The 19917-nt window shown below is 43.4% G+C and carries 19 protein-coding genes and 1 pseudogene; 16 read left to right on the forward strand and 4 right to left on the reverse strand.

Annotated features, from left to right (window positions below):
* Positions 1 to 18 precede the first annotated feature (18 nt).
* Together GDZ68_RS07050 and GDZ68_RS07055 are read left to right on the forward strand one after the other, a co-directional pair.
* Positions 19 to 1302, forward strand: a complete 1284-nt coding sequence (locus GDZ68_RS07050; protein WP_228551033.1) for a M48 family metallopeptidase — start codon at positions 19 to 21, stop codon at positions 1300 to 1302.
* Between the two features lie 103 nt (positions 1303 to 1405).
* Positions 1406 to 2032 carry an NUDIX hydrolase gene (locus tag GDZ68_RS07055; protein WP_153721573.1) on the forward strand — a complete coding sequence of 209 codons (627 nt, stop codon included), beginning with the start codon at positions 1406 to 1408 and terminating at the stop codon, positions 2030 to 2032.
* 41 nt (positions 2033 to 2073) lie between these two features.
* On the opposite strand, the gene GDZ68_RS07060 is transcribed toward GDZ68_RS07055, so the two are convergent.
* The gene (locus tag GDZ68_RS07060; protein ID WP_153721574.1) at positions 2074 to 2496 is read right to left on the reverse strand and encodes an organic hydroperoxide resistance protein; all 423 of its coding nucleotides are present in this window, start codon (positions 2494 to 2496) and stop codon (positions 2074 to 2076) included.
* A 176-nt stretch (positions 2497 to 2672) separates the two neighbouring features.
* Between GDZ68_RS07060 and GDZ68_RS07065 the strand changes: the two genes are divergently transcribed.
* The 7 genes from GDZ68_RS07065 (at position 2673) to GDZ68_RS07095 (ending at position 10717) form a co-directional block, all read left to right on the forward strand.
* Positions 2673 to 3863, forward strand: a complete 1191-nt coding sequence (locus GDZ68_RS07065) for a DUF4317 domain-containing protein (protein WP_153721575.1) — start codon at positions 2673 to 2675, stop codon at positions 3861 to 3863.
* A gap of 358 nt (positions 3864 to 4221) precedes the next feature.
* Positions 4222 to 4752, forward strand: coding sequence for an RNA polymerase sigma factor (locus GDZ68_RS07070; RefSeq protein ID WP_153721576.1), 531 nt, complete (start codon positions 4222 to 4224; stop codon positions 4750 to 4752).
* Entirely contained in the window at positions 4745 to 6013 is a 1269-nt protein-coding gene (locus tag GDZ68_RS07075; protein ID WP_153721577.1) for a DUF4179 domain-containing protein, read from the forward strand. The genes GDZ68_RS07070 and GDZ68_RS07075 overlap by 8 nt, the downstream gene beginning before the upstream one ends.
* 249 nt (positions 6014 to 6262) lie before the next feature.
* Positions 6263 to 7762, forward strand: a complete 1500-nt coding sequence (locus GDZ68_RS07080) for a malate:quinone oxidoreductase (RefSeq protein WP_153721578.1) — start codon at positions 6263 to 6265, stop codon at positions 7760 to 7762.
* Between the two features lie 149 nt (positions 7763 to 7911).
* Positions 7912 to 8934 carry a LytTR family transcriptional regulator DNA-binding domain-containing protein gene (locus GDZ68_RS07085; RefSeq protein WP_153721579.1) on the forward strand — a complete coding sequence of 341 codons (1023 nt, stop codon included), beginning with the start codon at positions 7912 to 7914 and terminating at the stop codon, positions 8932 to 8934.
* 230 nt (positions 8935 to 9164) lie between these two features.
* Complete coding sequence (locus GDZ68_RS07090; protein ID WP_153721580.1) at positions 9165 to 10013, forward strand: ABC transporter ATP-binding protein; 849 nt, start codon at positions 9165 to 9167, stop codon at positions 10011 to 10013.
* The gene (locus GDZ68_RS07095) at positions 10010 to 10717 is read left to right on the forward strand and encodes an ABC transporter permease (protein ID WP_153721581.1); all 708 of its coding nucleotides are present in this window, start codon (positions 10010 to 10012) and stop codon (positions 10715 to 10717) included. The genes GDZ68_RS07090 and GDZ68_RS07095 overlap by 4 nt, the downstream gene beginning before the upstream one ends.
* Positions 10718 to 10761: 44 nt before the next feature.
* Here GDZ68_RS07095 and GDZ68_RS07100 read toward each other — a convergent pair whose 3' ends face one another.
* Positions 10762 to 11301 (reverse strand): ECF transporter S component, encoded by a 540-nt coding sequence (locus GDZ68_RS07100; protein ID WP_153721582.1) that lies wholly within the window; start codon positions 11299 to 11301, stop codon positions 10762 to 10764.
* A gap of 203 nt (positions 11302 to 11504) precedes the next feature.
* Here GDZ68_RS07100 and GDZ68_RS07105 point away from each other — a divergent pair, with 203 nt between their 5' ends.
* From GDZ68_RS07105 to GDZ68_RS07130, 6 genes are all read left to right on the forward strand, one after another.
* On the forward strand, positions 11505 to 12029 hold the full coding sequence (locus GDZ68_RS07105) for a sigma-70 family RNA polymerase sigma factor (protein ID WP_228551034.1): 525 nt from the start codon (positions 11505 to 11507) through the stop codon (positions 12027 to 12029).
* On the forward strand, positions 12022 to 13173 hold the full coding sequence (locus tag GDZ68_RS07110; protein WP_153721584.1) for a hypothetical protein: 1152 nt from the start codon (positions 12022 to 12024) through the stop codon (positions 13171 to 13173). Before GDZ68_RS07105 ends, GDZ68_RS07110 begins: the two co-directional genes overlap by 8 nt.
* A 208-nt stretch (positions 13174 to 13381) precedes the next feature.
* Positions 13382 to 14404 (forward strand): methionine ABC transporter ATP-binding protein, encoded by a 1023-nt coding sequence (locus tag GDZ68_RS07115; protein WP_153721585.1) that lies wholly within the window; start codon positions 13382 to 13384, stop codon positions 14402 to 14404.
* A complete protein-coding gene (locus tag GDZ68_RS07120; protein ID WP_153721586.1) occupies positions 14401 to 15054 on the forward strand; it encodes a methionine ABC transporter permease in 654 nt (217 codons plus the stop codon). Before GDZ68_RS07115 ends, GDZ68_RS07120 begins: the two co-directional genes overlap by 4 nt.
* Positions 15055 to 15067: 13 nt before the next feature.
* The gene (locus tag GDZ68_RS07125; protein ID WP_153721587.1) at positions 15068 to 15895 is read left to right on the forward strand and encodes a MetQ/NlpA family ABC transporter substrate-binding protein; all 828 of its coding nucleotides are present in this window, start codon (positions 15068 to 15070) and stop codon (positions 15893 to 15895) included.
* A 75-nt stretch (positions 15896 to 15970) separates the two neighbouring features.
* Entirely contained in the window at positions 15971 to 17161 is a 1191-nt protein-coding gene (locus GDZ68_RS07130) for a M20 metallopeptidase family protein (protein WP_153721588.1), read from the forward strand.
* 69 nt (positions 17162 to 17230) lie between these two features.
* Here GDZ68_RS07130 and GDZ68_RS07135 read toward each other — a convergent pair whose 3' ends face one another.
* Positions 17231 to 17593, reverse strand: a complete 363-nt coding sequence (locus tag GDZ68_RS07135; RefSeq protein WP_153721589.1) for a DUF779 domain-containing protein — start codon at positions 17591 to 17593, stop codon at positions 17231 to 17233.
* A gap of 21 nt (positions 17594 to 17614) precedes the next feature.
* Positions 17615 to 19135, reverse strand: a complete 1521-nt coding sequence (gene exaC / locus GDZ68_RS07140; RefSeq protein WP_153721590.1) for an acetaldehyde dehydrogenase ExaC — start codon at positions 19133 to 19135, stop codon at positions 17615 to 17617.
* Positions 19136 to 19560: 425 nt separating this feature from the next.
* Here exaC and GDZ68_RS07145 point away from each other — a divergent pair.
* A pseudogene (locus GDZ68_RS07145) lies at positions 19561 to 19864 on the forward strand (glycosyl-4,4'-diaponeurosporenoate acyltransferase CrtO family protein).
* The last annotated feature ends 53 nt before the right edge of the window (positions 19865 to 19917 follow it).

Consider the following 19917-nt stretch of genomic DNA (forward strand, 5'->3'; position numbering starts at 1 on the left):
TTCATAGGAGGTTTTTTGTTGGGAACACAATCGCTTCACTCCAGTAAAGAAACACCGTATTTTGTTATTAGTATTGTTTTCAGTGTACTCATCTATTTATTAGCTGTAATCAGCGTTGTCGGTATCGTAATTGCTGCAGCCATACTTGCAATCATATTAGTGCTGAATGCTGTCATGATCGGCGGTATTCGGGGAAACGGGATCCAGGTGAATGAAAAGCAATTTCCTGATGTTTATAAAAGAGTAGTGGATTTATCCGTTCAAATGGGAGTAGCCAAAGTGCCTGATGTATTCGTCATTAATTCAGAAGGTGCTTTAAATGCTTTTGCCACAAGATTTATGGGAAGAAATATGATGGTGATTTATTCAGAAGTGTTCGAACTGGCGAGACAGCAGGGAGAAAAGGAACTGGATTTCATTATTGCACATGAACTGGCCCATATTAAACGGAGACATGTGTGGAAAAACATTCTGATTATGCCTGCCGCTTTTATCCCTTTTCTTTCACAGGCATACAGCCGGGCCTGTGAGTATACATGCGACCGGTATGCGGCCTATTACACACAGGATGGTTTCGCTGCCAAACGTGCGCTTACCATGTTAGGCGTAGGGAAAGCTCTCTATAAAGAAGTGAATGAATTTGCTTATCTCGAACAAATTCAAAGCGAATCCAATGTGGCAGTATGGTTCTCCGAAGTGTTGGCCAGCCATCCTAATCTGCCGAAACGAATTCAGGCAGTCGGCCAGTTCATGCAGGTGGAAGGAACGCCGAACTTCCGGACGAATGCAGGGAAAATTACAGTAGGTGCTCTTATCGCAGGCGGAGCTCTTACCGCTCTGTATGTCGGTATCATTCTCTTTTTTGTTCTGGGTACTACTATTCTCTCAACGTTCCTTGGAGGCTTCCAAGAAGCCGGAGCGGATGAATACGATTCCCCTGGTTTAACTCAGCTCATGGAGGCGGCAGCGGACGGCGATGTTAGTGAAGTAGAGAAATTCTTGATGGAGGGTCATGATATTTTTGAAGAAGATGACGAGCAGACAACTGCCCTTCACTACGCAGTCTACAATAGTAATGTGGAAGCCGCCGAAGTATTGCTGGAGAACGGGGCAAATCCAAATGACTCGGATAATTACTCAACTGTTTTAACCGCGGCATTAGCAAATGAAGATTATGAGCTGGCTGCGCTGCTTTATGAATATGGCGCAGACCCATTAGTAAAAGATGTTGATGGCGAATCGGGAGTAAGTTATTTGGGTGTCAAAACCGAAGAGGAATTTAAAGAAATATTGCTGTATTAATCTGATCATGAAAGTCACTCTACTGGGGTGGCTTTTTTGTATATCTTTTATCCGGACTATAGTAATGATACGATAGATAAAAACACCGAGGTGAGAGTATTCTATGAACTTGGATCGACTGCATGATAAAATTCAAGATAGTAAATCGCTGTTCATCGGAGAAGATACGGCTTTTCGTGCGGCTGTCGTCATTCCGCTTGTGGAGTCGGACGGAGAATGGCATGTGTTATTTGAAGTGCGTTCCTTCACAATGAGAAAACAGCCGGGAGATATTAGTTTCCCCGGTGGACGCATAGATCCGACAGACGCATCCCCAATGGCGGCGGCCTTGCGGGAGACACAGGAAGAATTGGGCGTTGACCCCGCCACCGTGAAGGTGATCGGTGAATTAAGCCCGTATATTGCTTCACCGTCGTTTGTCGTACATCCGTTTGTGGCGGTGATTGACTACCATCAAATCATCCGCAGCTATAATAAAGATGAAGTGGAAGAGGTCTTTACGATTCCTGTCAAGTGGCTGCTTGAGCATGAGCCGTACATGCATCTCGTAACCGTTGAATCATCTCCATCTTCAAACTTTCCGTTCGAGAAAATTATGAATGGTGATCAGTACCAGTGGAGAAGTCATTCACTGGAAGAGTGGTTTTACGAGTATGGTAATTACACCGTGTGGGGACTTACCGCAAGAATACTCAAGCATTTTATTGAGATTATGAGAAAAACAGCATAAAAAGGCTGCAGACATCGTCTGCAGCCTTTTGACCGATTCTATCAGAGCACTTCTAATGTCACTTCGATATTGCCTCTTGTGGCTTTTGAATATGGACAGAATTGATGCGCCTTTTCTACCAAGTCCTCAAGTTTGTCCTTTTCGATGTCTGTTCCTTTTACTTGCAGCTTCACCTCGAGCTTAAAGCCGCCGTCTGCTTCGTCTTTACACAGACTGACATTTGCGGTAACTTCGGAAGAGAATTTGACATGTTCTTTGCCTGCAACTAACTGCAGCGCGCCATCAAAGCAAGATGCATAGCCGGCTGCGAATAACTGCTCTGGATTCGTAGAGTTCGAAAGTTCTTTTTCTCTTTTCGTGCCGGGCATTGCTGTATCAAATTCGACAACGCCGTTTGAGGATTTAACATGACCTTCACGGCCTCCGGTAGCTGTAGCAGTTGAGGTAAATAATTTTTCTGACATGATATCACTTCTCCTGTTCAAAATGTATTGACCTATTTGATTGTTTACCCCAATTCCTATAGATTATGTCTGTAATAGATAAATTTTTCGTTTACCGTGATAATCAGTCAATTTATGCAGGATAAGTCCGTTATAATGAAAAATAGAATGTTAATGATCAGGAGTGGAAATAATAGATGAATAAAAATGATATCGCAGACATCCGCAAACGTTTTAAAGTGGATTCAGATTTGCTGACAATCACGGATATTTATAATATTTATATTCGACAAGAAAGCAGTGAGATCTATCATGAAGAGAGTCAGGCATTTGCACTGCTGGACCGTGAGCAGCAAGAGCTGTTCTTGGCTAACTTCAAAAAGGTGCTTGGCGGCAAGCTCGGAATGAAGCTGTTTGAAGTGAAGTTTGAACCGCAGTCGGATGAACAGCCCGATCATGCACAAAAGCTGTTATACGCAGGGCTTCAAGCGGAAGAGGCCGATGAATGGAAAGATGAAATGCAGCATCTGGCTTTAAAAATGGTGAAAGAAGTGCAGTATGAAAAGGATCTTGTCGTAACGTTCATTCGGGGCAATTACTTCAAGAAGACCAAGCGCAGCAGTGAAGAAACGGAAATAGATGCGCGCGATGAAGTGTTTACGACTCCATTTATTCTATGCAGCATGAATCATACCGATTTGCCGAAACGCTCGATTGTTTTTGACTTCATTGGACGGGAATTCAAGGCGAATACGATGATTGATCCGATTATTAACTTGGCGTCACCGGTCGGCGGCTTTTTGTTCCCGAGCTTCACGGATAACGCGGCGGACGTCAATCATATTTTGTATGCTGCCGGCAGGATGAATAAGCCGGATTACCGTTTTATTGAGGAAGTGCTGAACGGCGAAGAGGTCATGACCGCTGCGGATGATAAAGCGGTATTTGAGGAAATCATCAAGCATGTGGTGGGAGAAGAAGTCGCTTCCCAGACGCTTGCCAATGTGTATGAGGCGGTGCACCGTCTAACAGAAGTCGATGAAGAAGAGGAAGATCCGGAAGAACCGCCGGCGCTGGATAAGGTACAGGTTGAGCGTGTACTGAAAATGAGCGGCGTGGATTATGTCGACGCGGAGCAAGTAAAGAATGCTTTTGAATCCGTTGTCGATAATGATATGTATGAAATGAAAGCGAGCCATATTGTACCGAGCTACACGTCGAAATCCATAAAGATTGAAACGAAGGTAGCCAATATTTCGGTCAGTCCGCAAGACTTGAAGTATGTCAAACAGGTCAACTATGATGGCAAGCGATGTATTTTGATAGAGGTAGAAGAAGATACGATTATTGATGGGTTTAAGTTGATTTCGGAGAAGCTTTTAAATTAATACTTGTTTGCAAAGTGCCGTCTGGAAAATGAAATAGCTTTCCGGCCGGCTTTTTCTATATTTCTGCGGCCAAATGCAGTGTCGCGCTCCAAAACATCCTGGAAACGAACCAAAAAGGGTTGCAACCGCACCAAAGTCTGCCGCAGCCGAACTATTTTGTTGCGGCACGGCGCTAAACTGTGCAAGGTGCGCTCCAAACTAAACGTTTACCGCACCAATGCATCGTCACTGTGCCTGACCAAGGGGCATGGGGGGAAATGGGATTAAGCGGATATCACATTGAACCTTAACTATGTTTCTTTATTAACAAATGAACTTTCTGCCGTTCTGCAGACTCTTATAAGTGAGGGGTGAAGATATGAGAATGGCCCGGTTAGTGAAGCTGGCTAAAAAAGGTGACAAAGAAGCGCTGCTGCAGTTAATCAGTGAGCAGCAAGATGAGTATTACAGGCTGGCTCTAAGCTATATGGGTAATCCACACGATGCCATGGACGCGATGGAGGAAATGATTGTTAGTCTGTACCGTCATATTCCGAAACTCAAAAAAAACGAGTCGTTTTATAGCTGGAGCAAAACGATACTGGTAAATCAATGCAGGCAGATGCTGCGCAAGGCGGACCGGCTCATATTGCTCGAAAGCTTTGAATCGGAGGAGTTTCATTCGGAAGATGTTTTGCTGGAGCGAACGGAGCAGTCGATCGATATCCAGCAAATGCTTGCTGTTGTTAATGAACAGCAGAGAGAGACGATTGAGCTGAAATACTTTCATGACTTGGATTATAAAACGATAGCGGATATAACGAAAGTGTCTGTCGGCACAGCAAAATCAAGAGTTTTTAATGGATTGAATAAAATACGTGAAGCGGCAAGGGGTGAATTTGATGACTGATCTTGAGCGGAAGCTGAAAGAAGAGAAAATGCGGCTCGATGAAATAACAGCGCCGGGTGAATTGGAAGGAAGGCTGCGTGCTGCCTTGGATAAAGTACCGAAGCAGAAAAAACATCGTATGCCGCGATGGATTCCAGTGGCGGCTGCATTACTCATTCTGTCATTGGCCGGCTATCAATATAATGCATTTGCTTATTACGGGAAACAATTGCTTGGTTTTGAAGAAATTATGCCTGATACACTGACGAAGCTTAATCAGGCAGGAAACGGTCAAAATGTGGATAAAGAGATGATGCTGCCTGATGGATCAAAGTTTACAATTGAGGGTATTTTAGCAGATGAAAACCGTTTCGTACTTTACTATACGATTGATCATTCTGAAGGAGTGAAAGATGATTTAGATTTTATGCAGCTGAATGGTTTCCTCACAAACTCCTATTCCATTCATGGCACGTCCATTATCAATGACGACGGTACGCAGTTAAAAGGAATGCGGACATTTGAGCCGGTCAGCCCGTTCGCCAAAAAACTGACGCTGGAACTTCATGATGCCAACTCACAAGAGCCGCTGGAAATTACATTCCCCTATAATCCGGACGCTGCGCTGGAGACGAGACTGAAGCAGTCCATTAAAAAGAGCGTGCAAGTCGATCAGGGTAATATCCGGTTTGATTCCATCACAGCAACACCAAGTCAGACGACAATCAAGGGGAAGATTAAAGTTGATAACTATGACCGGATTTCATTGGGATTTGAAGGCGTGAAATTGCTAGTTGACGGAGTCCAAATGGATTCTGTGGGCAGCGGGGTGTCCTCCGCATTCAATGGAGATACATTTACAATCGATTATGATGCTCTGCCGGATCAATTGGATTCACTGGCTCTCGAGATAGACACATTTGTCGGCTATAAACAGGTAAATGAAACGATACCTTTGACAGCAGGAGAGGAATCTGTTGCAGATCTAGACGGTTATGAAGCGATAATTAGACAGGCAGAAGTTACTTCAGATGGTTTAGAGGTCACAGTTGCGACGGAAGAAAATATCTTGCTCGATGCTGTGACGGTTCAAGTAGGAAATGAAAAAATTCCTCTGACAACGACGCTGAGTCAAGACTATGTAATAGGTGAAAACGACAAGGAATATAAAGAGCGGACACTGTTCTTTAATACACGCAAGTTCCCGGAAACAATGAGGATTAAAGGGATACATTATGAGAAAGAGTATGGAGAAACTATAAATATCACAATCAAGAAATAAGTAATTTGGTGCAGGAAATGCCATAAAACTATCTATATGTATCAAAAATTCGACATTTTCACTGCTAAATCCTTACAATTAAACAAGTCTCTTTAATCCGGGTTACATTTGATGTATACTAGAAAAGATGTAGTAGATGTACGATAACTAAGACAGAATAAAGTGCTCCTCGTGTGCGCCATGTTCGTTGTGACGCCTTATTCAGGAACATTTACAGTTCTGTAAATTTCATATATAAGGAAGGTCAAAATGAATAATAAACAAACCAAATCAGATGTTATCTTAATCGGTGCCGGGATTATGAGTGCGACGCTAGGAACAATGCTTAAAGAACTAGCGCCGGATTGGAAAATCTCATTGTTTGAAAAGCTGGATAAAGCAGGAGAAGAAAGTTCTCACGAATTGAACAATGCAGGAACAGGACACGCAGCATTGTGTGAACTGAACTATACTTCTGAAAAAGCGGATGGCTCCATTGATATTACCAAAGCAATCAAAGTCAATGAGCAATTCCAATTGTCCATGCAGTTCTGGTCCCATCTAGTAGACCAGAAGTTAATTGAAAACCCCGAGCAGTTCATTATGCCATTGCCGCATATGAGTATGGTTCAAGGTGATGATAATGTAGCGTATCTCAAAAAGCGTGTAGCAGCTATGACTGCGAATCCATTATTTGAAGGAATGGAGTTTTCCGATGATCCGGAAAAACTAAAAGAATGGATTCCGTTAATCATGAAGAATCGTCAACTGGGTGAATCGATTGCTGCAACTAAAATCGATACTGGAACGGACGTAAACTTCGGTGCGCTTACACGTATGCTGATCGATCACTTGAAACAGGCTGATGTGGATGTCAACTACGGTCACCAAGTAGAAGATATCAAACGTACTAGTGACGGAGAATGGGAATTAAAAATAAAGAATAATCGTGATGGTGTCCTTGAATATCACAAAGCGAAATTTGTTTTTATTGGGGGCGGAGGCGGAAGTCTTCCATTGCTTCAAAAAACAAATATTCCTGAGAGCAAGCATATCGGAGGATTCCCGATCAGCGGAATCTTTATGATCTGTAAAAATCCAGAAGTGATTGCTCAGCATCATGCGAAAGTATATGGAAAAGCAAAAGTCGGTGCACCGCCAATGTCAGTTCCTCACTTGGATACGCGTTATATCGACGGTGAAAAATCCTTGCTTTTCGGACCGTTTGCAGGCTTCTCGCCAAAGTTCCTGAAAACAGGATCTATGCTGGATTTAATCGGCTCTGTTAAACCGAATAACGTGACGACGATGCTTGCATGCGGTGCGAAAAATATGTCGTTGACTAAGTACTTGGTAGAACAAGTGGTACAGACAAAAGAACAGCGCATGAATGAACTGCGCGACTTTATTCCAGATGCGAAGAGCGAAGACTGGGATCTATGGACTGCGGGCCAGCGTGTGCAGGTTATCAAGGATACAGATAAAGGCAAAGGAACACTGCAGTTCGGTACAGAATTAGTAACGGACGCTGACGGTACAGTTGCTGCACTTTTAGGTGCTTCTCCTGGTGCGTCAACAGCAGTATCCGTTATGCTGGACCTCTTGCAAAAATGTTTCCCGGAGTATGTCAAAGGCTGGGAGCCAAAACTGAAAGAAATGATTCCTTCTTACGGCAAGTCCCTAGTGGAAAACCCTGAACTTCTTAAAGAAATTCATGCGTCAACTGCTGAAACATTAGGACTAGCTGAAAAAGAAGCGGTTCACAACTGATCAATAAAAGATGAAGGCTCTGTTACGTTCATTCGTAGCGGAGCCTTTTTGTCTGTCTAAATCTTTGAAATGAAATACCCGGTAGAAATCCCTCACCACTTACACTACTATAAATGTAGTAGACAATATGCGGAAAGAGGTTTATACAGATGACGCTTCAATTTATTAATGCAGAAAAACGTATACATGATTTTATGATATTTCCTTCATTTAATTTAACGGTTAGTTTTGGTAAGGCTGTGGCAATCTATTCAAGTGTTAATGTCCGGGAGCAGTTAATGGAAGTGCTGTTAGAAAAGATTAGGCTTTCAGCCGGAGAAGTTCAGATAGCAGGGGACTCTTATAATAAAAGTAAACAGCTGCTGGGCTTTTTGTTCCTGAATCAAGGCTTGTATGAACGATTATCCATTGAAGAAATGATCCGTTTCACCAAGCAGCTCTATACATCCAAAATATCCATAGAAGATACCATGCATGCTGTACAGTTGCATTCAAAACGGAAAGTGAAGATAAAAGAACTGAGCTATTCGGAAAGAAGACGGATGCAGCTTGCGTGCTTGCTGATGCAAAATCCTTCTTATTATATTTTTGAAGAGGCGGATCAAAATATGGATCTTGAATCTAAACGTATTTTTCTTACGATACTGCAGGGATTGAAGGAGCAAGGGAAAGGTGTATTAATTCTGACGGGAAATATGGAGAGCGCAGTCACTGCTGCCGACGAGGTCTATCGGTTGGATGACAATGGACTCCATTCGATTCAGACACGCGATGCAGTGGAAGACCAATCTGCTGCAGAAGAGTCATCCATTTCAGCAGAGTCGGTACAGCCGGTGCGTTTTGAAAAGATTCCCTCAAAAGTAAATGACAAGATTGTTTTATTTGATCCGCCTGAAATTGATTATATTGAAAGTAATGAAGGACAATCCTTTTTACATATAAAGGGAGAATCATTCTCGACGAATTTCACTCTGAATGAATTAGAAGATCGCTTGCTGCCGTTTGGTTTCTTCCGTTGCCATCGATCATATATCGTCAATTTGCAGAAAGTACGTGAAGTAATTACATGGACGAGAAACAGTTACAGTCTGGTACTGGATGACATGGAGAAATCCACAATCCCTTTATCTAAAACGAAAATGATTGAACTGAAAGAGATGCTTGGACTCTGATTCTGTCGAAATATGCATAATTTCCCGGGGAATATTTTAGAGATACAGCGGCCTGCGATAGGCCGGGCTTTCTGAATCAAAGGGTATTCAGCTGCTCATTCAGCAATCTGCTTGCTCCATTCATCCCCTGTCAGTCTCTTTTCATTCAAAATATGATGCTCGCTGCTTTTCTTTCCCTTAATCTAAAGATGCAAAGAAAACACGTACAGCAAATCATGAGGAGGATGAAAATGGAAAATATTATAGAGGTGAAGGAACTCGCAAAAGTATTCGGAAATCAAACAGCATTGGAGAGTGTAGATTTTCAAGTGAAGAAAGGAGAGATTTTCGGTTTTTTGGGACCGAGTGGATCAGGTAAAACAACTACCATTAAAATTCTTACCGGTCAGGTAACCCCTACAAGCGGGACGGCAATGGTTTTTGGCGAGCCGGTATCTCAGTTGAAGAAATCAGAATACCGCAGTCGTTTCGGCGTGCTTACGGATAACAGCGGTCTTTATGAAAGACTGTCAATTTATGATAACTTAAAACTGTACTGTGATCTGTATAACGTGCCTCATTCGGAAATTGATGAAGTACTCGATGCAGTGAATCTGCGTCAGGATCGATCGAAAAGGATATCCGCTTTGTCGAAGGGGATGGCACAGCGTGTCACACTGGCAAGAGCATTGATTCATAAACCTGAATTACTTTTTTTGGATGAACCAACCTCTGCACTGGATCCCGGAAACTCCCTTCACATACACGAGGGTTTGCGTGCGCTCAATGAAAGAGGAACGACTATTTTTCTGACCACACATGATATGCAGGAAGCAGAACTGCTGTGTGACCGCATTGCCTTTTTAGATCAAGGAATGATTCAGCTTCTTGATACGCCGAAGAAACTGAAGCAGCGTTTCTCTGATTCAACAATTACTGTGGAGCTGGCAACGGAGGAAAAGGTCGTGCTGTCTGCGGGAAATGAAGGGGCCAATCGGCTGTTTGATTATATGAACAATAATCAGGTAGTGACGGTCCATTCAAATGAGCCGACATTGGGAGAAATTTTCGTACAAGTGACAGGGAGGGAATTGGCATGATGATTTCATTAAAACGAATGAATGCAATATTAGTAAAAGACTTTAAGGACTTCTCTCGGAACTTGGCGGTTTCGACGGTATTGATCTTACCGATCGGACTCGGAATTATGTACGGCCAGACGGGTCCGAATTCGATTGAGGCAAACTTTCTACTCATCAATCTGGCCTTCGTAATGGTTGCTACTTTTGTTCAGTGCTGCTTGATCGCAGAAGAAAAGGAAAAGAACACACTTCGCGGGCTGATGCTGTCGCCTGCGAGCACCGCAGAGATAATAGGCGGTAAATGTCTGCTGACGTTTATCCTGACTATGCTGACTGTCATCATCACTATATTCTTTACGGATTACAGACCGGCGAATTTAGGTGTAATTGCGGTGGCATTCATTCTTTCTGCTCTTTTCTATATTGCTTTTGGAACATTGCTTGGTCTATTTTCAAAGTCTGTTCTCGAAGCTTCAGTCATCGTTATGCCGGTCGTTACGGTTTTCTCACTAGGATCATTTTTACCGGCAATTGTGGATCAGTATCCGATCGCTAAAATAGGAATGTATTTGCCGAACATTCAGTTGATCGAGCTGGCTGTAAAAGTGGAAGCGGGCGGAGGCTTCAGTAATGTACTGACAGAACTTCTGATTATATTCGCATGGGTTGTCGTTCTGTTTCTGCTGACACGTGTCATTTACCGCAAGAAAATGGTTGATTAATAATAAAAAGTGCCTGCGCTATAAAACAGCCCAGGCACTTTTTATTATTTAAACATCGGAACTTTCTTCAGCATCGTACATACAGGAATAGCGACTGCAATTCCGACAGCACATTGAACGAGATCGCCCGGAATCGAAGCCAGCGGGATAATCCAGCTATGATACAGAATGCTTTCTCCAATATAATAACCGGCTACCGTAACAGGAATAGACAGGATCATAGCCAGCAGGTTGAATGAAGAGCTTGTGCCTTTGCGGCCGTTCGACCAGGCAATCTTTCCGATTACATAGCCTTGCAGTCCCCGCGTAATGATCGTGATGGGCGCCCATAAGGCCCAGCCGCCGAATAAATCAAACAGACCCATTCCGACTGCGCCTGCTATCGCTCCCTTTTTCGGCCCGAATAAAATCGAAACGATAAATAGCATGGCCGTGCCAAGATGGATCAGTCCGCCGTTTGCAGCAATCGGCAGCTTGATATTTAATAATAATGTCGCTGTAAAAACAAGTGCGGCCAGCATAGAAGTTATGATTAAGTCGAACGTTTTTGTACGGGATGGTGTATAGCTGTGTGTTTTTTGCATGCTCTGAACCTTCCTAACATTGTGAGATTGGTTCATTTAGAATAATAGATATCTGATGTTTTTAAAAGCATCAATTTCTATTAAAGTTTAGTGGTCAGTTTCTTGTGGAAGTTGGAAATAATCCCAGTTGCAATTTCTTCGTATGAAAATGAAACTAAAATCAATGGAGTGTTGTCTAACATTCAGGCAGGAAGGGAGGCGGCGTGTTGAAAAAGCAGGAACGTGATCAGATGCTGCATGAAGCGATGGATGAACACGGTGATTATCTTCTGCGTGTAGTCTTTGCGGTTGTAAAAGACGCACAGCGGGCAGAGGACATTGTGCAGGAAGTATTCATTCGCTATTATCTGCATCTGAACATATTTGAAGGCCGTTCTTCTGTGAAGACGTACTTATATAGAATTGCGATGAATGAATGCAAAAATGTTTTTAAAAGCTGGTCCTATCGAAAAGTTGAGATATCCAATCTGTTTCAGAATTTGCTCGTTTTAAAGGAAACACCTGAAGAGAAAGTGCTGTTCGCAGAATCTTCAAGTCACGTCGCGCAGATGGTAGAAGCGCTGCCGGTCAAATACCGGGAAGTCATCTGGCTTTATTATTATGCGGAACTGTCTGTAAATGAAATTGGTGAAGTGCTGGACTGCCCGGTCAACACAGTAAAAACCAGATTGGCAAGGGGCAGGAAACTGGCGCGGATTGTATGGGAGGAGAGAAGTGACGATGAGTAAGCAAATTAAAAAGGATCTGAATAACTCCATACCTGAAAAACTGACATTGAATGAGGAGAAAAAACAAACCATCCTGGCGGCTGCACACAGGCGTATGACTTCTGAGCCATTGCAGAAGAATCGCCGGACAGCATCTGTTCTTGCTTCCATCGCAGTCATTGGATTAGCAGGTTTCCTTGCTTTTCCTTATCTTCAGCCAGAACGGGAGCAGTCTGCCGCATCCGAGCCGCAAGTGGTAACACATGAACAGCAGGTGGTCATGGATCATGTGGAATATAGTGATCTCATTAATTCGATTTATGTAGATGAGAATGATGAATTGATCTATACGGATGGTCATGATATCTTCTCTTATCCAATGGAGACACTGGAGGAAACGCGACTTGCAGAAGGCACAGAGGACAGGATTTCAGGTGTCACACTTGCGGCGGATGCACAGTGGATCTCCTGGGAATCCGGCGGTCTGATCCATATACTGAACAGAGAAACGGGAGAGATGCAGGATATCTCAGATCATTTCGGCATGCAGCAGATAGCGGATCAGTCCCTGCTCTATTTATCCACGCAGAAATTCCCGGCTGTCATGCAGATGGACTTGCGTACAAAGGAGCTGTATTTGCTTCATGAATATGATGGAGAAGGGGATAAACAAGCCTTCACCGCTCATGAAAGCAAAGCGGTCTTGTCAGAACAGCTCAGCGGCCAAGAGGGGCAGTATACGAAACTTACACTGTACGATTTAGAAAGCCGGGTACAATTGGGAACATACGAGATCCCTTACGGAGAAATCGGAAAAGTGGAATTGGCAGATGACAGAATCTATGCGGAAGTTTCAGCGGACGGGGAGAACTATGCCCTTGGTTACATCTCTGTGAGTGACCGCACGTTCAATGAACTGGATGCACCCCGTCACTTTGATTACGCAGTCCACGGTGATTGGCTCGCATTGAGCGTGCCGGATAAAACCTCGGATACAGTGAAAGTATATAAACTGGAAGGTGACAAAGCAGTCATCCAGCCATACTTACAGGATATAAAAGAGCGTTTAGTCCGTCCCCGTTTTACTGAACAGGGAACGCTGGTCATGAATGGCGAGGGTGCAAGACGTTCCATGCACTTTCTGCATACGGAGACACTTAAATAAAGAAATACGGTCAGGCATTTGCCTGGCTTTTTTCATATTGAAAAAATGAAAGTACACGGATTTTCTGCACTTCATCAAAATATAGAACAAAATAGTTTCCTCAACATACTATATCCATAAAACCTATTGACTAATCGGATTAATAAGGTATTATTGTATTTAATTCATATTAGTTAACTTGGTATATAAAAAGAGAGGGTGATTGTCCTTGATCGAGTTTACAGACATAGGAAAGCAATTTACACACAAGGGCAATACAATTGTAGCTTTAGATGATGTTTCGTTAACCATTGATAAGGGAGACATCTATGGAGTAATCGGCTACAGCGGAGCAGGCAAGAGTACGCTGCTCCGTATGGTGAATGCCTTGGAAGCTCCCACAGCAGGAAACGTCAAAGTGAAAGGGAAAGTACTGGGAACACTTTCAAACAGTGAACTCTCTCAAGTGAAGAAAAATATAGGAATGGTGTTCCAGCATTTTAACTTACTGGAGTCTAAGACGGTGTTTGAGAATATCGCCATTCCACTCGTTCTCAATAAAGTAAATAAAAAAGAAATTCAGACAAGAGTCAGAGAGTTATTAGAATTTGTCGGTCTGGCTGATAAGGAGAAAAACTATCCGGCACAATTGTCAGGCGGACAGAAACAGCGGGTCGGTATTGCCAGGGCACTGGTAACGAATCCGGAAATCTTACTTTGCGACGAGGCCACTTCCGCACTGGATCCGAAAACGACACTCTCTATATTGAATCTTTTAAAACAGATTAATGAAAATTTTAACATCACTATTTTGGTTGTCACACATGAGATGGAAGTCATACGTGAAATCTGCAATAAGGTAGCGGTAATGGAGAATGGGCGTGTCATTGAGTCAGGGCACGTACTGGATGTATTCGGAAACCCGCAAAATACCACAACTAAGGGTTTTGTGAAGACAGTCATTCATGATGAAATTCCGCCCAGTGTGATCGCCGAAATACAGGATGATCGAATAAACCGCAGGATCTTTCAGTTCAAGTTTCTCGGTAAAAATTCTACCAGCTCACTACTTTTCGAACTGTCAAAACAGTTTACAGCAGAGATCAAAATCCTGTTTGCAAACGTTACAGAGCTTCAAGGCACGACACTCGGAATCTTTACTGTCGCTTTTTACGCCGATGATCCTGAAATTGAGCGAATGGTCCGTTATGTGAAAGAAAAAGAAGTTTTGATTCAGGAGGTGAAGCTATGAATGGTGTATCGACAGAGTTAATTATGCGATCCATCTATGAAACGGTGTATATGGTTTCTGTTTCCCTCTTAATCGGTGCGTTGATTGGTATTCCGCTGGGGATTTTATTGGTGTTGACACGGCCGAACGGTATTAAGCCAAATGCAGTTTTTTTCACCGTACTGAATGGCCTTATTAATATTTTACGGTCCATTCCATTCATTATTCTACTGGTTGCGATTACGCCGCTTACCCGGCTGATCGTCGGGCAGACGTATGGTTCGACAGCGGCGATCGTGCCGCTTCTCGTTTATATCGCTCCGTTTATTGCAAGGCTGGTAGAGAATTCCTTGCTGGAGGTCGGGCCGGGTATTATGGAACTCGCCAAATCACTGGGTGCAACTACATTCCAGACGATCCGATTCTTCTTGCTTCCTGAAGCACTCGGTTCGCTGGTACTGACGCTGACAACGGCAACGATTGGGCTAATCGGGGCTACTGCGATGGCGGGGACAATTGGCGGCGGCGGGGTAGGAAGTCTGGCAATCACATATGGCTATGAACGGTTTAATACATTCGTCATCGTGCTGACAGTCGTCATTTTGGTTATTATTGTACAGATTATTCAAGGGGCGGGCAATCGCCTGGCAAAAAAACTAAGACATGAGTAAAGGGGACAGGAAAATGAGAAAGTTTTCGATTATCGTAAGTTTATTGGCAGTGTTTGTATTGGCTTTGGCAGGCTGTGGAAAAGATGATAATGCAGATGATGCAGATAAAACAGAGATTAAAGTAGGGACATCACCAGGTCCTTACAGTTTATTGTTCTTGGATGCAGTTAAACCGATTTTGGAAGAGGAAGGCTATACAATCAAGCAAGTGGAATTTAATGATCTATTGCAGGCAGATGTGGCATTGGCAGATGGCGGTATTGATTTGAACGTGGATCAGCATACAGCTTATTTGGAAAATTTCAATGAAAATAAGAAAGCTGATTTAACGAGTATAACTCCAATTCCAACGGTGCCGGCAGGTCTATTCCCAGGTAAGAAAACTTCATTGGATGATATAAAGGAAGGCGACACCATCGGAATTCCGAATGATCCGTCGAATGCAGCTCGAGCATACGCAATCCTTCAGAAAGCTGAAATTATCAAACTGAAAGACGGCGTAGAACCAATTAAAGCAACGGCTGCCGATATTGAAGAAAATCCTCATGGCGTAAAAATAGTAGAGATGGATTCTGCACAGATTCCCCGTTCGTTAAGTGATTTGGAGTATGGCGTGGTTCCGGGAAGTATTGTCTTTGCTTCAAACATGGACCCATCAACTAAACTGGTTTCGGAAGATGTATCGGATCACTTAGTATTAGTGGCTACAACAACTGAAAAGCATAAAGATTCACAATGGGCGAAGGACGTAGCGGCCGCATATAAGTCTGACGAATTCAAAGAGTATTTAAGGGAACATAACAAAGATGATTACTGGTTTGTTCCGAAAGAATTGCAGTAATTCATAGTGTATCGCCTGCAAGGTATGTAGTTGACCTTGCGGGTTTTTTCATTACTATAAAGGAGGAATAGGAATATGGCTAGCAAGCAAACAACAATTAATAATCTACATGACAGGTTGGCAAAGACGGCTCAAGAAGCAGTCGAGTGGAGACGTCATATGCACCAGCATCCCGAACTGTCTTTTCAAGAGGAAAAAACAACATTATACATTCAAGAAAAGTTGCACAGTTTTGGATTGCAAGTGACGTCAAATATCGGAGGATACGGAATTACAGCTGTTCTCGAAGGAGCCCACCCAGGAAAGACGATTGCGTTCAGAGCGGACTTTGATGCACTGCCGATTGAGGATGAGAAAGAAGTTCCTTATAAATCACAGAACCCCGGTGTGATGCATGCCTGTGGACATGACGGGCATACGGCCGCATTATTATGGACAGCGCAAACACTCAGCAGATTCAAACAGGATATCCATGGGAAGATTGTTTTCATCTTTCAGCCTGCAGAAGAATTACCTCCGGGAGGCGCAAAGTTCATGGTGGAAGCAGGAGTGTTAGAAGGTGTAGATTATGTTTTTGGGGCACATCTGGATTCTCAAACGCCTTTAGGGACTATGGTTGTCGGAGAAGGTTACCAGATGGCTGCGGTTGATAAGTTCTCCATAAAGATTCAGGGCGTAGGCGGTCACGGTGCAAGGCCCCATCAAGCAGTGGATGCTGTTGTAATTGCCACTGAAATCGTGAATTCCCTGCAGAAGATCGTCAGCAGACAAGTCGATCCATTGCAGTCGGCAGTAGTTACAATCGGCGTGTTGCAAGCAGGGAGCGCGTTTAATATTATAGCCGATAAAGCTTTATTAGAGGGAACTGTGCGGACATTTGACACAAATGTGCGGAAGCAAGTAGAAAAACAAGTCTATCAGATAGCCGAAGGCATTGCTGCTGCTTTTGGAGCTACCTGCCTCATCGACTATCTAAACGGTTACCCCGCTTTATATAACCCGCCGGCTGAGACGGCAACCGTACGCACTTTATTTGTGGAGGAGTTTTCAGCTGAACAAGTAATAGAAATGGAGCCATCCATGGGGGCAGAAGACTTTTCGTATTTCTTGTTGGAGAAGCCCGGCACGTATTTTAGGGCAGGTTCACGAAATGAAGATCCGGCCACCCATTATCCTCATCACCACCCGAAATTTGATTTTGACGAGAGAGCTTTAGAAAATATCGCAAGGGCTTTTACGAAGATTGCTGCTTATTATGTATTTTGAATAAAAGTCCATCAAAAAAGCTGTTCCGCAGTCGTATCAAAAACGACCTGCAGAACAGCTTTTAATTTATTATAGAAGCTTTTTCACTTCTTTATATTCCTCATCTGTGAAGACACGTGATTCGGTAATGAAATGTTTCTCTTCAATACTGTCTAATGAAAACTCTGCTCCGCGCCCAGGCGTTGCATCAAGGATGAGCTGAGTATGCTTCCAATATTCATATTGACTTTTATGCATATGGAAAGGAGTACCGTCAATTATGTCGAGCAATACATCCGCATCCCCAAGCTGAAAATCGCCCTCTCTGTAACACATTGGAGCAGAACCATCACAGCAGCCGCCTGATTGATAGAACAAAACGCTGCCGTGAATGTTCTTTATCTTATTCAGTAAAGACAAAGCTTCTTCTGTAGCTGTCACTCGTTCAATCATAACGCAACGAATCCTTTCGATTTAGAAGAATCCTTGAGAGCTTTTATCGTAGCTGACCAATAAACATTTTGTTTGTTGATAGTGATCGAGCATCATAGCATGGTTTTCACGGCCGATACCCGACATTTTATAGCCGCCGAACGCTGCGCCTGCAGGGTATTGGTGATAAGTGTTTGTCCATACCCGGCCTGCTTGGATGCCGCGTCCTGCACGGTATGCGGTGTCGCCTGAACGTGACCAGACGCCTGCACCCAATCCGTATAACGTATCGTTTGCAATTTCCATAGCTTCGTCGAAGTCTTTAAACGTTGTGACAGCAAGAACAGGTCCGAAGATCTCTTCTTGGAAGATGCGCATTTTATTGTGACCTTTGAATACAGTCGGCTCAATGTAATTGCCGTTTTCAAGATCGCCGCCCAAGTGATTTTCTTTTCCGCCGATTAGACATTCTGCGCCCTCTTCGGCACCCAGTTTGATGTAAGAAAGAATTTTTTCTTTTTGTTCATTTGAAGCTTGTGCACCCATCATCACTTCTGTATCAAGCGGGTTGCCGACTTTGATGGCTTTCACTCGCTCAAGTGCGCGTTCCATGAATTTATCGTAAATGGATTCTTGGATCAAAGCTCGAGAAGGACAAGTACAAATTTCGCCTGAGTTCAAAGCGAACATGACAAAACCTTCGATTGCTTTGTTCAAATACTCATCATCATGAAGCATTACGTCTTCAAAGAACACGTTTGGTGATTTACCGCCGAGTTCAAGAGTCACTGGAATGATATTTTCCGTAGCATATTGCATGATCTGGCGTCCCACTGCGGTAGATCCCGTGAAAGCAATTTTTGCAATTCGAGGATTTGTCGCAAGCGGCTTGCCTACTTCAATGCCGAATCCGTTGACGATGTTTAGTACACCAGCTGGAAGTAAATCTTGGATTAATTCCATAAGAACCATGATGGAAGCCGGTGTTTGTTCAGCCGGTTTCAGCACGATGCAGTTCCCTGCGGCTAAAGCCGGAGCAATTTTCCACACAGCCATTAAAATCGGGAAGTTCCAAGGAATAATTTGTCCTACCACACCAAGCGGTTCTTGGAAGTGGTAAGCAACCGTGTCATTATCTAATTGGGATGTACGGCCTTCCTGCGCACGAATTGCGCCGGCAAAGTAGCGGAAGTGATCAATAGCCAACGGAATATCCGCATTTAATGTTTCACGGACCGCTTTCCCGTTATCCCAAGTTTCAGCAACCGCGATCATTTCGAGATTCTCTTCCATGCGATCAGCGATTTTATTCAAAATAAGTGCACGTTCCGCAGCGGAAGTTTTGCCCCACGCGTCTTTTGCAGCATGAGCGGCATCGAGAGCCAGTTCAATATCTTCAGCAGAAGAGCGGGCGATTTTTGTGAATACTTCGCCGGTAATCGGTGTTTTATTGTCAAAGTATTGTCCATTAACAGGGGCTGTCCATTTGCCGCCAATAAAATTATCATATTTTTCCTTGTATTGAACGACTGAGCCCTTAGTATTGGGGTTTGAGTAAATCATAGATGTATGTCTCCTTTAAGAGTAGTTTGGAACTCCACCCAAATCATATCGAAAAGTTATTGTGTAAAAACGTTATTCAGGTGATGTCCTATTATTATAATGTGCCTAATCGCTTTAAAATGCAAGAATCATAAACTTTCTATTGTGGTTTTATTTAATAAAGATATATTGATATACGTGTTGTGTGGAAATGAAGGGAGAAGTATATTGCTGTGCAACGTTTATTTGTCTGAGGTAATATACCTAAATATTTATAGAAGGCCAGTTTCCAACTTGCTTATGATTTGTATAGCATGGGCAGGCGCTTATGGCATGGAGGCCGCGGTGATATGTAAGCAAAGAAGGGGGGAGGGGGTGCCGTTAATCGGAATCATCGCTGGTCCGAAAGCTTTTCCTGTGAGCAGGAAGGCCAGATCTGGTAGCGGTTGTTTCGTGTAAAGAAGTGGAAAGGGCATATCCCGGACGGCACACTGTTTATCAGAAATGGCTACAATAAAAGCGGGCTGCATGGCGGAGATTGGGCATCTATTTACGATGTTCTGCTGGAGTCCAGACTGGCAAAGTGGGCTCACTGGATAACGATACTGCCCAGTTTTCTGTTCTTTTTATGGAATCCGGTATGGGCAGCCTGGCTTAAAGCCATAGGCGGTATTATTCAATCTGCCGTTGGTCGTTGTGCAGCGATATAACCGGCCTCGGCTGAAAAGACTTTTGCGTGTAACACGGTAGGCTTTTGCAGTATGATAGATTGGGTGCAGTATGATAACAAATTTGATTTACAG

This window comes from Sporosarcina cascadiensis (assembly GCF_009650995.1).
GTDB classification, from domain to species: Bacteria; Bacillota; Bacilli; order Bacillales_A; family Planococcaceae; genus Sporosarcina; species Sporosarcina cascadiensis.

Excerpts from the sequence above, each read along its gene's own strand:
- exaC (WP_153721590.1), bottom strand. The coding sequence starts at position 19,135 with ATGATTTACTCAAACCCCAATACTAAGGGCTCAGTCGTTCAATACAAG.
- GDZ68_RS07110 (WP_153721584.1), top strand. The coding sequence starts at position 12,022 with ATGAGTAAGCAAATTAAAAAGGATCTGAATAACTCCATACCTGAAAAA.
- GDZ68_RS07100 (WP_153721582.1), bottom strand. The coding sequence starts at position 11,301 with ATGCAAAAAACACACAGCTATACACCATCCCGTACAAAAACGTTCGAC.
- GDZ68_RS07085 (WP_153721579.1), top strand. The coding sequence starts at position 7,912 with ATGACGCTTCAATTTATTAATGCAGAAAAACGTATACATGATTTTATG.
- GDZ68_RS07135 (WP_153721589.1), bottom strand. The coding sequence starts at position 17,593 with ATGATTGAACGAGTGACAGCTACAGAAGAAGCTTTGTCTTTACTGAAT.
- GDZ68_RS07070 (WP_153721576.1), top strand. The coding sequence starts at position 4,222 with ATGAGAATGGCCCGGTTAGTGAAGCTGGCTAAAAAAGGTGACAAAGAA.
- GDZ68_RS07090 (WP_153721580.1), top strand. The coding sequence starts at position 9,165 with ATGGAAAATATTATAGAGGTGAAGGAACTCGCAAAAGTATTCGGAAAT.
- GDZ68_RS07065 (WP_153721575.1), top strand. The coding sequence starts at position 2,673 with ATGAATAAAAATGATATCGCAGACATCCGCAAACGTTTTAAAGTGGAT.
- GDZ68_RS07060 (WP_153721574.1), bottom strand. The coding sequence starts at position 2,496 with ATGTCAGAAAAATTATTTACCTCAACTGCTACAGCTACCGGAGGCCGT.
- GDZ68_RS07130 (WP_153721588.1), top strand. The coding sequence starts at position 15,971 with ATGGCTAGCAAGCAAACAACAATTAATAATCTACATGACAGGTTGGCA.
- GDZ68_RS07120 (WP_153721586.1), top strand. The coding sequence starts at position 14,401 with ATGAATGGTGTATCGACAGAGTTAATTATGCGATCCATCTATGAAACG.
- GDZ68_RS07080 (WP_153721578.1), top strand. The coding sequence starts at position 6,263 with ATGAATAATAAACAAACCAAATCAGATGTTATCTTAATCGGTGCCGGG.
- GDZ68_RS07075 (WP_153721577.1), top strand. The coding sequence starts at position 4,745 with ATGACTGATCTTGAGCGGAAGCTGAAAGAAGAGAAAATGCGGCTCGAT.
- GDZ68_RS07125 (WP_153721587.1), top strand. The coding sequence starts at position 15,068 with ATGAGAAAGTTTTCGATTATCGTAAGTTTATTGGCAGTGTTTGTATTG.
- GDZ68_RS07095 (WP_153721581.1), top strand. The coding sequence starts at position 10,010 with ATGATGATTTCATTAAAACGAATGAATGCAATATTAGTAAAAGACTTT.
- GDZ68_RS07055 (WP_153721573.1), top strand. The coding sequence starts at position 1,406 with ATGAACTTGGATCGACTGCATGATAAAATTCAAGATAGTAAATCGCTG.